This window comes from Helicobacter sp. NHP22-001, assembly GCF_030270165.1.
Taxonomy (GTDB): domain Bacteria; phylum Campylobacterota; class Campylobacteria; order Campylobacterales; family Helicobacteraceae; genus Helicobacter; species Helicobacter gastrofelis.
This window is the reverse complement of record NZ_BSWS01000009.1, coordinates 49,166-62,597: the sequence shown is the minus strand read 5'-3', so window position 1 is coordinate 62,597 and position 13,432 is coordinate 49,166. Positions and strand designations below refer to the sequence as shown.

Below are 13,432 nucleotides of genomic sequence, written 5' to 3'. Positions count from 1 at the left end.
CCTAGAAGAGAGGAAATACCCAGCCCCATCCCGAACCTGGAAGTCAAGCTCTCTTACGCCGATGATACTGCATTTTTCAAGTGTGGGAAAGTAGGGTGATGCGGGGGGTTTAAACTCCGTTTTTTTCAAACAATCTTAAAGTCGTTTTTGTGTTGTAGAGCGTTGCAACAACCCTAGTAGACGTTGTGATTCTCCTAAAAACAAATATAGTCCCCCTTTTGAGCAGTAAGGGTTCTTTTCTTTGGTTTAAGGTTACATATCCAGAAAAAAATTTAAGCCCTACCCTAAAAACTAACACACCCCCAACGCCCCCTGCACTGTGGCTAGGTCCTTATCCCCCCGACCGCTTAAGTTGACAAGAATTAAGCTCTCTGTCTTGCACTCTTTGGCAAGTTTATAGGCATAAGCTAGGGCGTGTGCGCTCTCTAGGGCGGGGATGATACCCTCGCTTTGGCTTAAACGCACAAACGCCTCTAAAGCCTCTTCATCACTCACCGCCACATACTGCGCCCGCCCGCTTGTTTTTAAATAGCTATGCTCTGGCCCCACACCGGGGTAATCTAGCCCAGCCGAAATGCTATGGCTCTCTTGGATCTGCCCCTGCTCATCTTGCAAAATATAAGTCTTGCACCCGTGCAAAATCCCCACACTCCCCTTGCATAAAGTCGCCCCATGTTTGTTGGTGTCTAGCCCAAGCCCTCCGGGTTCAACCCCAACCAAGCCCACAGCTGTATCTTCTAAAAAGCCGGCAAAAATGCCAATCGCATTAGAGCCCCCGCCCACGCAAGCGATGACAGAGTCGGGCAGTTTGCCCTCCTTTTCTAAAATCTGCGCTCTAGCCTCTATGCCGATCACGCTTTGGAAATGTTTAACCATCTGTGGGTAGGGGTGCGGGCCAGCAGCGGTGCCTAGAAGGTAGTGGGTGGTGGCATAAGAGCTTGCCCAATCTCTAAGGGCTTCATTGATCGCGTCCTTTAAACTTGCCGATCCGCTCTCCACAGATTGCACCTGTGCGCCAAGTAAGCGCATCCTAAAGACATTTTGCTTTTGCCGCTCGATGTCCTTAGCCCCCATATACACCACACACTCTAGCCCCAAGAGCGCGCAGGCAATGGCGGTTGCCACGCCGTGTTGTCCCGCCCCCGTTTCGGCAATCACACGCTTTTTACCTATTTTTTGCGCTAAGAGGGCTTGCCCTAAAGCCTGATTAGTCTTGTGCGCCCCCCCATGGATCAAGTCCTCTCGTTTTAAATACATTTTCACTTTAGGGTTGGGGCAAAAGTTCTTCACCAAAGTTAAAGGGCTTGGCCGACCTACAAAGTCCTTTAAAAGCTCACTTAATGCGGCTTGAAACCCGCTGTCTTTTAAACAAGCCTCAAACGCCTGCTCTAATTGTGTGAGGGCGGGGACCAACAGCTCGGGCACAAAGCCCCCCCCAAATTCTCCAAAATACCGCTGCATTTCAATACTCCCGTAACATTTTCGCCACTTGGGCGATTTTTTGCCCGCTCTTTTTGCCCGGCGCGCTCTCTAGTCCTGAGTTTAAATCAAGCCCTAGAGCCCCTATGGCCACTGCCTTTTCTAAATTGCTCGCATTAAGCCCACCGGCAAGCATAAAGGGGCGTTTAAAGCCCTCTAAAAGCTCCCAAGAAAACGCCACGCCATTGCCCCCCGCCCTCGCCCCCTTACTATCAAACAACACTAAAGGAGTACTTGGGATTTGGGGCAATTTTTTAGCATGCGGGTCAATGCTTGCCACCGCCCACACGGGGCAATCTAGGGCATTTTGTAGTAGGCTTAAATCCTCTGCACTATAACGGCCGTGCAATTGCACCGCCTTAAGCCCTAGCTGGTAGACTCTTTTAATGATCGTCTTGGGCTTGGCTTGCACGAACACGCCCACAAAGTCCAACTTAGGCACTTTTTCAATGAGCTTTTTGGCCTTCTTGGGCGCAATGTAGCGTGGGCTTTGGGGGTCAAAAATGAGCCCGCCGTAAATGAAGCCATGTTTATACACCGCCCTAGCATCCTTTGCCCGCCTGAGCCCACAGACTTTATTTTCCCCTAAAATGAGCTTTTTACACGCTTTTTCTAGGTTTTTTTGTGCCATAAGATGGCTGCCCACCAAGAAGCCCTGCACCTTGTGGCATAGCTGTTTCACCACTGCGTGTGAGTTGATCCCCGACTCGCTAATGAGGATTTTATCCTCAGGGATCAAAGGGGCGAGCTCTAGGGTGGTGTGAATATCCACTTTGAGGGTTTTTAAATCTCGATTGTTGATACCCACAATGGGGGCATTTAAGGTAAGTGCACGTTGCAACTCTGCTTGATTACTCACTTCAGTTAAAACCGCCATGTTTAAAGACTTGGCGAGGGCGGCTAATTCTGTATAACTCTCATCATTAAGCACGCTAAGCATCAATAAAATCGCATCCGCACCCATAAGCCGCGCTAGGCGCACCTGGAAGGGGTCCAGGATAAAGTCTTTGCATAAAAGGGGCTTGGTGGAGTGCTGGGCCACGATACGCAGGTTCTCAAACGCCCCCTTAAAATACTTCTCATCAGTCAGCACCGAAATGCAAGTGGCGTACTTTTCATACACCTTAGCGATTTTGGCTAAATCAAAGGGGCTTCTAATCAAGCCCTTAGAGGGGGAGGCTTGTTTGCACTCTAAAATAAAACTCGTGCGCCGCTCTTGCAAAGCCTCCTTAAAATTTCTTTGGCTGGCTTTAAGCTCAGCGGGTAGGCTATAGCGCTCTTTCAAGGCTTGCACCTCTTTTCTCTTGTGCTCTAACATGGTTTTTAGCAAGTCATGCATGGCTTAATTGCACCATCCTTTGTAAGTGGGTGTAGGCTTGTTTGCTCTCTAAACACTCTCTAGCAAGCTTGGCCCCTTCTTTAAAATCTTTAACCCGTCCAGCCACAAACAACACCCCCGCACTGTTGGCAATCACACTCGCTTTTTGCGCCTCGCTGCCACCTCCCTGCAGTAAGTCTAAACAAATGCGCCCACTCTCTTGCACGCTTTGCACCTTCAACGCCTCTAGGGGATGGCTCTTAAGCCCAAAGTCTTTAGGCTCTAGCGTGTATTGTTTGATTTGCCCTTCCCTTAGCTCGCAGACTAAAGTTTCCCCGTGCACGGCGATTTCATCACAGCCTGAGCCGTGCACCACTAACGCACGCTCTAGGCCCAAATTTTGCAGGGTGCAAGCAAGGGGGTAACACAATTTGGGGGCGGCCACGCCTAAAAGCTGGGCTTTGGGGCGTAGGGGGTTTAAGAGCGGCCCTAATAAATTAAAGAGCGTGCGGGTTTTTAGGGCTTTTCTTAAGGGGGCGACCTTGGCAAAGCTGGGGTAGAAAATGGGGGCAAAAAGGAAGGCGAAGTTAGCTAAATCCAGGCTTTGCGTAACCTGTTTGGGGCTTAGGTGGATGTTGAAACCCAAGTGCTCTAAAAATTCGGCACTCCCGCTCCCGCTTGAGCTGTAATTGCCCGCTTTAGCCATTTTCACGCCTAGCGTGGCGCACACAAAGGCACTGATCGTGCTGATATTAAAGCTTTTGCTGCCATCTCCACCCGTGCCACAATTATCCACAACCGCAAAGGGGATATTTAGGGCTTGGCTCTCTTGCAAACATGCCTGCACGCTGCTTGTGATCTCTTGCGGGCTTTCGCCCTTGCACTTTAGGGCGATGAGCAAAGCCCCTAACTCAATGTCGCTAAACTGCCCGCTTAAAACGCCTGTCCAAAATGCCCACACCTGATCCTCCCTTAAATCCTCTTTGGCGCAAAGCTGGCTTAGTAAATCTGTGTAAAGGGGCATGGCGGTCTTTACTTTGGCGTTTTCATAAAGGGGGATTATAGCACACGCAATCTAAAGCTTATAGGTGGTGGGGCTTTTGTGTGGCGGCGGTTAAACGATAACAAACAACACACACTTGAGCCGATGATTGTATTTGTGTGGATAACCACAAAGATTCCTCTAGTTATACATGCTTAGAAGAGTTGGCATGGCTACAAGCCAAAATTACATTTCCCATAGGAATTGACTAGGCTAATGGGTAACCCACAGATGAACGCTAAGGCTTTGGGCTCTTATAATTAATAAAAATATGGGTGGGTTTGGCATTTTTGTGCTAGGATCGCCACTAATTTTAATCCTTTGGTGTTTATGTTTGAGTCTTATTTTATCATCCCAGAGTCTTTTGTAGACCTTAGCTTAAAAGACTTCAAAGAGTGTTTGACTCAGGTCTTTAAAACCCACACCCCTAGCCGCGCATGTTTAAGGCAGACAAACTTGAGCTCACCCACTAACCCGGCAATTAGTTTCTCCCTTTGTGCTTCCTTTGTACACCTTTGTGCCGCTTTTAAGGTTGTGGCTTATGTTAATTTAAAAACCCCACAAGACAGCCTAGATTGCGCCCTCAAACACGGCTTTCACGGCGTGCATTTAAAGAGTAATGCTTTAGACTTTGCGCCTAAAATCCCTAAGAATTTACAGAGTTTTTACAGCGCACACAGCGTTGAACAAGTGCAAAAAGCCCTGGATTTAGGCATTGACTTTTGCACCCTAAGTCCCCTTTTTGCCACACCAAACAAGCCTCCCCCCTTAGGTTTGGATTATTTCAAGGCCCTAAGTTCCATACTCAAAGCCCGTATTTTTGCTTTGGGTGGGATCATCTCCACTAACGAAGTAGATCTTGTGAAAACTCTACAAATGAAAGGCTTTGCAAGCATCCGCTATTTTCTAAATCCCTAAAAACCATCAACTATTGACAAACAAAAAGAAGAGAGCAAGATTGAAACCAACACAAACACACTTTTTAAACTTGTGAAGAGCGACACAGACGCATGGACACTGCTGCGGATTCTTTAAGTTTCAATTAGAATCTATTGGGCACTACACCACGGGTTTGGAGTGGGACTAAATCCCCCTAGCCTTAACAGCCACCTCAAAGCCCAAAGGAGCTAGGAGCTTTTAGACCTTGGCCACAAGTGCCATGTGTTGGTCTTTGTGAATTATGTTTACAACTTCTAGGGAGTTGTCGGTGTAGTTGGTAGGTTAGCTCCCACTCCCACTAAGCTTATGCTATACTCAAGCTTTAGTTCATAGGAGTTTGTATGTGGCATCAGGTCTACGCCCCCCTGGGGGGCAATATTTGGCTAAGCGCGCTTGTGGCGGTCTTACCCATTGTGCTCTTTTTTGCGTCCTTGATTGTGTTTAAGCTCAAAGGACACACCGCAGCGTTTTTAAGCGTGGCGTTGTCTGTGCTGATCGCCCTTTTTGTCTACAAAATGCCCGCTGTGATGGTGGGGGCGAGCTTTATTTACGGCTTTCTCTATGGGCTTTGGCCCATTTCGTGGATCATCATTGCGGCGATTTTCTTGTATAAACTCAGCGTCAAGTCGGGCTATTTTGAGATTTTAAAAGAGAGCGTGCAGGCCATCACCCCCGATCACCGCATTTTGGTGATCTTGATCGGGTTTTGTTTTGGCTCATTCCTAGAGGGGGCGATCGGCTTTGGCGGACCTGTGGCGATCACGGCGGCGATTTTAGTCGGTCTTGGGCTAAACCCCTTGTATGCGGCGGGGCTGTGCCTCATTGCCAACACTGCGCCCGTGGCTTTTGGGGCAGTGGGCATCCCCATCACCGCCATGGCGGGGGCGGTGGGCGTGAGCGCGCTTTCTATCAGTGCTATGGCGGGCAAGATTTTATTTTTCATCAGTTTATTAGTACCCTTTTTCATTGTGTTTTTAATGGACGGATTTAGGGGAGTGAGAGAAACCTTTCCTGCTGTGTTCGTAGCCGCCTTTAGTTTTGCACTCGCACAGTATCTAAGCTCTAACCATCTAGGGCCAGAGTTGCCCGGGATTTTATCGGCGATCGTTTCGCTCATTGCAACCGCTGTATTTTTGCGCTTTTGGCAACCCAAGCACATTTTTAGAAGCGATGGCAAGGAAGTTTCCACCAGCCAACAACAACACCATATCTGTAAGGTCTTGGTGGCGTGGGCCCCCTTCATTATCTTGATCGCGACCATTGTGATTTGGACCCAGCCATGGTTTAAGACGCTCTTTGCTAAAGGGGGGGCGTTGGCGTTCTCTAGTTTTTATTTTGAGTTTAGCAGCATCAGCCAAAAGATTTTAAAGAGCGCACCCTTTGTAGTTGAGGGCAAGAGTGCAGCTAGCCCTGTGGTCTTTAAACTGCCCTTGATCAACACCGTGGGCACTTCTATTTTAGTGGCCGCACTCATTAGCATTTTTGTGCTCCGCGTGAAGGCACACGATGCGATAGAAGTCTTTGGCGACACCTTAAAGGAAATGCGCTACCCCATTTTAACGATCGGGCTTGTTTTAAGCTTTGCCTTTGTGTCTAATTACAGCGGCATCTCAGCGACCATGGCACTTGCGCTCACCCACACGGGCAAAGCCTTTACTTTCTTCTCGCCCATCATTGGGTGGGTGGGTGTTTTCTTAACGGGCAGCGACACCAGCTCGAATTTGCTCTTTGGCTCCTTGCAACAGCTCACCGCCAATAACCTTAAAATCCCAGAAATCTTAACACTCACCGCCAACACCGTGGGGGGGACTTTAGGCAAAATGATTAGCCCACAGAGCATCGCCATCGCTTGCGCGGCGGTGGGGCTGGCGGGCAAAGAATCCGATCTGTTTAAATTCACGGTCAAATACTCGATCGCCTTTGTGATCTTGATCGGGATTGTGGTGAGCGTGATCGCCTACGCTTTCCCCCAAGTGGTGCCCACTACTTAGGCAAACTCACATGCTTTGGTTTAGAAGTGAAAACCTTTTCATATAGGCGCAAAAACACGATGAAAAAGGCGGTGATGGTGGGGCCCACGGCGATCCCCCAAAAGCCAAACTTGCTAATGCCCGCCAAGATTGAAAAGAAGATCAAAATCTCGTTGATCTTAAGCGAAATTTTCAGCACTTGGCGTTTAATGAAACCAATGAGCCATGGTTTGATCAGGCTGTCGATCGCCCCACCGATGAAGATCACCGAATAAAGGGCGATGATGATGGCTGTGCTTGTGTTGTGGCGATAAAGCTCATAAACCACCACGGGACCCCACACCAAAGCCCCCCCCACAATGGGGATTAAAGAAGACAGCCCATATAAAATCCCAAGCGAGAGCCAATCTAGCCCAAAGCCCGCCACCAACGCCCCAAAGGCCATGCCCTGCAAAACGACATTGATGATAGAGGTCAACAAGACCACGCGCAAAATCCCCGCCACTTCTCTAAAAATGCCCCGGCTTTGGATCTTCTCAAAGGGCAGAATCTCCAAAATATAATCGTAAAAGCGTTCCCCGTAAAAGAAACACAGAAACAAAAAGACCAAGACCATCGCCGTGTCGCTCGCAAATTTGAGGCTGTACTTGCCAATCCCGCTACTAAGGTGCAAGGCGTAGGACATTAAAGTATGCGCTGAAAAATTAGACAAGATTTTATGGGCGTAGGCACTTAAGACGGGGAAGTGCTCCAAATAGAGCAGGAGATCGCTTTTGGACTTGTTGAAGTAGAAGGCAAATTTTTCTAGATTTAAGTGGGTGATGAAATCCGTGCTCTTGTAAATGAGAAAATACATGGGCACCACTAAAAAGCTTAAGAGCACCACCACACACAAAAGGGAGCTGCAAATGTTGCTCATATAGTGGTCAAAAAACTCTTTGAGCCAAAAGATCGTGACACAGAGCAGCCCGGCGATGAGCAAATCCATTAAAAAATCTTCATAAAGGTAGAGCATCCAATAAAAGGACACCGCAAACAAAAACCAAAAGAAATACACAGGACGCATGCAACTCGCTTTTTTACTTTATAATACCCAAAAAGGCAAAACATGCACCTAGAGAAATATTGCGCCAGTGGGAACGATTTTTTAATCACCCACCATTTAAAACCTGCTAACCGCCAAGCCCTAGCCAAAGAGCTTTGTAACCGCCATTATGGCTTTGGGGCGGATGGCTTGGTTATCTTGCTACCCCACCCCAAACACGCCTATACATGGGAGTTTTACAACGCTGATGGGAGTTTGGCGAACATGTGCGGGAATGCGAGTCGGTGCGTGGGGCTTTACGCCTACTTGCAAGGGCTCGCCCCTAAAAAGCATTGTTTTTTAAGCAAGGCGGGGGTGATTAGCCTAGAAGTGCTGGAAATCACAGAAACGGGCGGAGTGGTGCAAAGCAATTTAGGCACGCCCAAATGGCTAGAGAGCTTAGAGATTGAGGGGCAAGAGTGGGCGTTGATTAATAGCGGCGTGCCCCACTTAGTGCATTTTGTGGATAGCTTAAACGAGATACCTCAAACCAAAACCCCCACGATGCAAACTCTACGCCAACGCTTTAATGCCAATGTCAACTACGCTTACCTAGAAAGCCTAGAAAAAATCCACCTAGCCACTTATGAGCGGGGCGTGGAGGACATCACGCTGGCTTGTGGCACGGGCATGGCAGCGGTGTTTTTTGTGGCACAACAAAAGGGAGCAAAACCTAAAGCGCAATGTATCCCCCTTAGTGGAGAGATTTTAACTTTGGGGCTAGAAAATAACGAAGTGTTGTTTAGCGGAGCGGTAAAGAGAGTGGGGGCAGTCATTGACTATTGCAATGCCCTTTGCTAGAATTTAGGTTTTTAAAAGGATTAAAAAATGGTGATTACACGCTTTGCACCCTCGCCTACGGGGCATTTACACATAGGCGGCTTGAGAACCGCCCTTTTCAATTACCTTTACGCCCGCTCTTGTGGGGGGAAGTTTTATTTACGCATTGAGGACACAGACCTTGATCGCAATGTGCAGGAAGCTACAGAGGCGATTTTAAAAGCCTTTGAGTGGGTGGGGCTAGAGGTGGATGGCGAAATTTGGTATCAGTCCCAAAGGCTAGACATTTACAAGGGCTACATACAGCAGCTACTTGATGAAGGCAAGGCGTATTATTGTTATATGTCTAAAGAGGAATTAGAAGCTTTAAGAGAAACGCAGAGGGCGCAGGGGCTCACCCCAAGATACGATCGCCGTTACCGCGACTTTAAAGGCACGCCCCCCAGTGGCATAGAGCCCGTGGTGCGTATCAAAGCCCCTTTAAGTGGGGAAGTGCACTTTAAAGATGGGGTTAAGGGGGAGGTGTGCGTGCAAGCCGAGGAGCTAGACGACTTTGTGATCGCACGCTCCAATGGTGTACCCACTTATAATTTTGTGGTTACCATTGATGACGCTTTAATGGAGATTAGCGATGTCATTAGAGGGGACGACCATTTAAGCAACACACCTAAACAAATCATTTTATACCAAGCCCTAGGCTTTAAAATCCCTAACTTCTACCATGTGCCTATGATTTTAAACGAACAAGGGCACAAACTCAGTAAAAGAGATGGGGCGATGGGGGTGATGGATTATAAGGCGTTGGGCTATCTTAGGGATGCACTTTTAAATTTCTTGGTGCGTTTGGGTTGGAGTCACAAAGACCAAGAGATTTTTAGCCTGCAAGAGATGAAGGCGTTTTTTAACCCCAAAGATTTAAACAGCGCACCCAGTTGCTTTAGCCCGCATAAGCTAGAGTGGTTAAACAGCCACTACCTTAAAGAAAGCCCCCTAGACACGCTCAAGGCCTTGTTGAAAGATTTTAGCTTGCCAAATGGCTTTCATGCCCTAAGCCCGGCGCAACAAGATATTTTGCTAGAAGCCCTAAAAAGTCGGGTGGTAACCCTCAAAGACATGGCGCACGAGGTGGCTAAAGTTTTAACCCCGCCCACACACTACGCCCTAGACAAGCTTAAAAACAAAGAGCAAGCCCTAGAGGTGTTAAATGCCCTTGTGGCTAGCCTAAAAGCGCAAGATTTTAGTAGCCCAGAAACTTTAGACAAAACCCTACACACCTTTATGCAAACTCAGGGGCTTAAAGCGGGGGCGGTGATGTTACCCCTAAGGATCGCCCTGCTTGGAGAAGCGGGGGGGATCGGGGTGAAAGAGGCTTTATTTATTCTAGGCTATCAAGCGAGCCTAGAGAGATTAAAGGTGTTTTTAACCCTTTAGATTTTGTGGCTGTGGCCACGGATGAAATCCACAAGTTGGCGGGTGTCGATCGCCACGGTCACGAATTGTTGGAAGGTGGTGTACCAATGACCGCCATGCCCATTGAGGCTATGCCCATTGCCCCCACCCATGAAGTTAAAGAAGGCATCCGCGCGCACGCTGAGGTACTTGTTTTTGTAAACATAGTAAAGCGCGATGCGCTCGAAGTTAGGCGCGTGGTACCATGGCAAGCCTGTGTAGAGCGCGCGCCCATAAGTCCCATAAAATTTCATTTGGGGCTTGTCGGAGAAGTAGTATTTGTCGTAAAAGCCAAAGCCCTTGTATTGTATGTCAAAGTCAAACTGCCCACCAAAGCTGTTATACCACTGGCTAGGTCCGCAACTATTGCCTTTGCGCACGCAGTAATGCTCTTGCTCGCTCATGGTGCCAAAGGCGACAGAGAGTTTGTCCAAGAAGGGGGCTAAGCGTTTAAGGTTGCTTTTGATGTAGCCATAGTAGTAAATGCGATCGAGCACGGTGGGGTTGGCATATTGCCCGGGCACACCGCCTAGAGGCTCGCCGCTGGCATAGGGGTAGCCCCCGGGCCATAGAGGAGTTTGTCCACGCATAGCCGGGTCAGAGTGCCCGTCAAAGGGGTAAGGATCGCCCATGCTATAAGAGCTGGTGTTGTGGAAGGCGACCACGCGCCCGCCAAAGCCCAAATACCCTTTTAAAAACGACCACTCACTCCCCCCAAAGTAGAGCATTTGGTTCATGTTGTAGTGGTTGGCGGCGTATTTCTTACCCCAAACATTGTTCCAGTTGCGCCCGCCATACCAGTCGACAATGAACTCCGCCCAGCCATTCCACCAGCGGTTAGGGTTATAGGTGGGTTTGTATTGGAACATCGCGCCTCTAACGGTGGGGTCTTTGAACCAAAAGAGTTTTTTAAAGGCGGCTAGGGGGTAGTTTGCCATGGTGTAGGTTCTGGGGATGATGCCAATGTAGGTCCTAAAATCCTTGCCCACCGCGCTGTAATACATCGTAACGCCCCAAGAGTAGGGGAAGTAACTAATGTGGGTGTGGAGGTTTTGGATAAACCACGCCCCAAACATGATAGACTGATGCTTGTCAAACTGAATCCCGATCTCGGGCATGATTCTATTTTTCATATTGACCAAGCTATTCCAATAAGGGTTATTCTTGCCCGCCAAGTTATAAGTAAAGCTCATGAACTTTAAATCATAGGCGAAAGCGACCGCACTTGCTTGTGTCGGTAAGAAAGCAACTGCAGCTGCAGCACACAGACCAAGCTTTAACGCTTTTTTTATGGTTTTCATTGTAATCCTTGTAAAAAATGAAAGACGAATGACTTTTAACATAAAGTAAATAAGATAAACCTTAAAACCCCTTTATCACATTGATAATATAAATTTAGTAACCAATAAGTCTATCTTAAAGCCCTAATTGTCCCTAATAAACTTTAAACCCACTCCTATCTAGATCATTTTATAAGACATTTTTGCATTCTTTTTGCCCATTGAAACACAAGGTATAACGGGTGATGTCCTCTGTAGATGTGATGTTAAAAGCACGCTTAACTTGGAGGCAACTTTGACGCCTTTTGGTTTTAACTAAAGGGGCTGTTATAGCAGATTTTGGAGGCTTCATTTAGGGTTTAATGTGGGTCATGGTAGAGTGGGGCATGTCTTTATTTCTTGCTAATTTTTTAGCGGATTTTAGTTGCCCTATGCTAGAACGGGCGGACAATTCGAGGAGCGGACTTTCGCTCACTTACAATTAGCATATTCTAACAATTCCTCACCAAAAAGCCCATAATAAGTCATCTAAGAATTTTTTTATCTTGCTTGGATGTATACCTATGAAGTTGTCTAGGTTTTTTGTAGTGAGTCTAATGCTACAACCAAATATAGAAATGCGAGAGATTTATGAATATGCAAGGTCCCTAGGCAAGAAAGTTTTGATTGTAAGCGACATGTATCTCCCCAAGGATTTTTTATGTTAACTTTTGCAAGAAAAGAGTTTTACAGGGTTTAATGCGCTCTATGTATCTAGTCATTCTAAAGTGAGTAAGGCAAGTGGGAATCTCTATAAGCAGGTTTTACAAGATTTACAAATCCAAGCCAGTCAAATTCTACATATAGGTGATAACGCACACTCTGATCACAATAAAGCTCAAGAGAGTGGGCTACAAATATTTTTTATCCAATATGCCGGTTTCCTTGGTGTAGGCTTGCCCAGTATATCAAGGAATATGCCCTGCAAAATTCCATTACGGATATCCTTTTTATTGCACGAGACGGGTATCTTTTCAAAACTTATATTTGATAAATGGGTTGGCAAAGTCTTCCAACTACGCAACTGGTTAGATTGTTTTAACGAACTTGATTTTTCTATACTTCAAGAAATATTTTGCACAGATCTATAAAGCTCCACAATTGCGTTCTGCAAGGGACTTTAAGAACATGTGAAAAACTGTGTACTCTAGAAAGATTTACCCATGTATTCCAACTAGTACATCTGCGCTATACAACTTGTGGACCCTGCCTTTTGTTTATAATAATTTATTCTATGGTCCTTGCTTTTATATCAAGGATCGATTCTTCAGCTATATCTTTGAGGTCAGTTATGCTAGAAACTATTGCCTAAAAATTTTGTGCTACGGGAAACTTGTGATAACATAGAGGGCTTAGATTATCCAAACTCCCCCTAGACTTCCTAGTCTCCTATCGAATTTTGCAACACACTCCACAGCTAGGGGCTTATATCCTGCTTTAATCGCTAAAATCTATAATGGAAGTGCATCCCATAGCGGGTATAGCCCTTTTCATTTACAGAAATTTCCGGATATAACTCCCAGTTACGGCGGTATTTTGAGGTGAAAAGGTAAGCAAAACCCCAGCCAATGAGCGAGCCCACCACTACTTGCAAAATGGAATGTTCGCGTGCCACCACCCGACTCGCATCGGTTAAGATCGCTAGGGCAATCACGGGCAGGGCGGGCTTCCAGCCATAGCGGTAGTAGACAAACCCCGCCGCGCTCCACGCCCCCCCGGCATGCCCGCTTGGCATCCCCCGCCAGCTATCACAACAAGGGCGTTTGGCAAAGGGCACATACGCCCCCCTTTTGTGGGCATCTGAAAAGATATTTTTAACTTCATAGATCACCCCTTGGGTGACCAAAGAGCCGATGGCTAGCTCGCCCATTCCCCGATAATCACGCATGCCAAGACTCACCACACCCACAAATATGGGCATTAGGCGCAAGACATCGCCAATGTCCTCTAAGATCACGGCGTCGCGAGAGATCTCAGCGCGCCCCAAATTGCTAAACAATAAAAACACGACAAACAAACGGGATAACTTTTTTAGCATAGGGTGCATTATAG

At 47.3% G+C, this 13,432-nt stretch carries 11 protein-coding genes and 1 rRNA gene; 6 read left to right on the top strand and 6 right to left on the bottom strand.

Annotated elements, in window-relative coordinates; translation table 11 throughout:
• Nucleotides 1-107, top strand: a 5S ribosomal RNA gene (gene rrf / locus QSJ47_RS06815); the annotation flags it as partial.
• A gap of 184 nt (nucleotides 108-291) precedes the next feature.
• Here the strand turns inward: rrf and trpB are convergent.
• The 3 genes from trpB to trpD are packed head-to-tail and all read right to left on the bottom strand — an operon-like array spanning nucleotide 292 to nucleotide 3,821.
• Nucleotides 292-1,461 (bottom strand): tryptophan synthase subunit beta, encoded by a 1,170-nt coding sequence (gene trpB / locus QSJ47_RS06810; protein ID WP_430886778.1) that lies wholly within the window; start codon nucleotides 1,459-1,461, stop codon nucleotides 292-294.
• A 1-nt stretch (nucleotide 1,462) separates the two neighbouring features.
• The gene (gene trpCF, locus QSJ47_RS06805) at nucleotides 1,463-2,818 is read right to left on the bottom strand and encodes a bifunctional indole-3-glycerol-phosphate synthase TrpC/phosphoribosylanthranilate isomerase TrpF (protein WP_285602866.1); all 1,356 of its coding nucleotides are present in this window, start codon (nucleotides 2,816-2,818) and stop codon (nucleotides 1,463-1,465) included.
• Nucleotides 2,811-3,821, bottom strand: a complete 1,011-nt coding sequence (gene trpD / locus QSJ47_RS06800; protein ID WP_285602865.1) for an anthranilate phosphoribosyltransferase — start codon at nucleotides 3,819-3,821, stop codon at nucleotides 2,811-2,813. The genes trpCF and trpD overlap by 8 nt, the downstream gene beginning before the upstream one ends.
• Nucleotides 3,822-4,169: 348 nt before the next feature.
• On the opposite strand from trpD, the gene QSJ47_RS06795 reads away from it, so the two are divergent.
• Both QSJ47_RS06795 and QSJ47_RS06790 read left to right on the top strand, forming a co-directional pair.
• Nucleotides 4,170-4,757, top strand: coding sequence for a thiamine phosphate synthase (locus QSJ47_RS06795; protein WP_285602864.1), 588 nt, complete (start codon nucleotides 4,170-4,172; stop codon nucleotides 4,755-4,757).
• A gap of 362 nt (nucleotides 4,758-5,119) precedes the next feature.
• Nucleotides 5,120-6,769, top strand: coding sequence for an L-lactate permease (locus QSJ47_RS06790; protein WP_285602863.1), 1,650 nt, complete (start codon nucleotides 5,120-5,122; stop codon nucleotides 6,767-6,769).
• Here QSJ47_RS06790 and QSJ47_RS06785 read toward each other — a convergent pair.
• The gene (locus QSJ47_RS06785; RefSeq protein ID WP_221271371.1) at nucleotides 6,762-7,814 is read right to left on the bottom strand and encodes an AI-2E family transporter; all 1,053 of its coding nucleotides are present in this window, start codon (nucleotides 7,812-7,814) and stop codon (nucleotides 6,762-6,764) included. The genes QSJ47_RS06790 and QSJ47_RS06785 overlap by 8 nt on opposite strands.
• 42 nt (nucleotides 7,815-7,856) lie before the next feature.
• Between QSJ47_RS06785 and dapF the strand changes: the two genes are divergently transcribed.
• Both dapF and gltX read left to right on the top strand, forming a co-directional pair.
• Entirely contained in the window at nucleotides 7,857-8,633 is a 777-nt protein-coding gene (gene dapF, locus QSJ47_RS06780; RefSeq protein WP_285602861.1) for a diaminopimelate epimerase, read from the top strand.
• A 27-nt stretch (nucleotides 8,634-8,660) separates the two neighbouring features.
• Complete coding sequence (gene gltX, locus QSJ47_RS06775) at nucleotides 8,661-10,043, top strand: glutamate--tRNA ligase (protein ID WP_285602860.1); 1,383 nt, start codon at nucleotides 8,661-8,663, stop codon at nucleotides 10,041-10,043.
• On the opposite strand, the gene QSJ47_RS06770 is transcribed toward gltX, so the two are convergent.
• Nucleotides 10,040-11,362 carry a hypothetical protein gene (locus QSJ47_RS06770; protein WP_285602859.1) on the bottom strand — a complete coding sequence of 441 codons (1,323 nt, stop codon included), beginning with the start codon at nucleotides 11,360-11,362 and terminating at the stop codon, nucleotides 10,040-10,042. The genes gltX and QSJ47_RS06770 overlap by 4 nt on opposite strands.
• Before the next feature lie 746 nt (nucleotides 11,363-12,108).
• Between QSJ47_RS06770 and QSJ47_RS08230 the strand changes: the two genes are divergently transcribed.
• Nucleotides 12,109-12,471: an HAD hydrolase-like protein gene (locus QSJ47_RS08230; protein WP_352155404.1), complete on the top strand. Its 363-nt coding sequence runs from the start codon at nucleotides 12,109-12,111 to the stop codon at nucleotides 12,469-12,471.
• Between the two features lie 353 nt (nucleotides 12,472-12,824).
• Here QSJ47_RS08230 and QSJ47_RS06765 read toward each other — a convergent pair whose 3' ends face one another.
• Nucleotides 12,825-13,418 (bottom strand): phosphatase PAP2 family protein, encoded by a 594-nt coding sequence (locus QSJ47_RS06765; protein WP_285602858.1) that lies wholly within the window; start codon nucleotides 13,416-13,418, stop codon nucleotides 12,825-12,827.
• Nucleotides 13,419-13,432: the final 14 nt, after the last annotated feature.